Here is a 258-nt window from a genome sequence, read left to right as displayed (position 1 = left end):
CGGTGAACGCGGCGAACGTCGACAACCAGAGCGGCGCGGATTTGAATTCCGCGACGACGACGGTCAACGCAAATGGCGGCACGATCGACAACGCAGGCCGGATCGAAGGCGATACCGTCGTGACCAACAGCGCGACGTTGAACAACACGGGCACCGTGATCGGTGCCAACGTCACTTCGAACGCCAACACGATTACGAACACCGGGGCCGCTGCTGTCTTCGCCGCAGCTAACCAATTGAACCTGTACGCAACGAGTC

The 258-nt window shown here is 60.5% G+C and carries 1 protein-coding gene; it reads left to right on the top strand.

The annotated features are described in order from the left end of the window. A partial coding sequence (locus R2R70_RS21330) for a hypothetical protein (protein ID WP_410979099.1) occupies positions 1-258 on the top strand: 258 nt, incomplete at both ends.

Origin of the sequence: Cobetia sp. SIMBA_158 (assembly GCF_046566945.1) — a bacterium.
Classification (GTDB): domain Bacteria; phylum Pseudomonadota; class Gammaproteobacteria; order Pseudomonadales; family Halomonadaceae; genus Cobetia; species Cobetia amphilecti.
The sequence above is the reverse complement of the archived record's forward strand: the minus strand, read 5'-3'. Positions and strand labels throughout refer to the sequence as shown.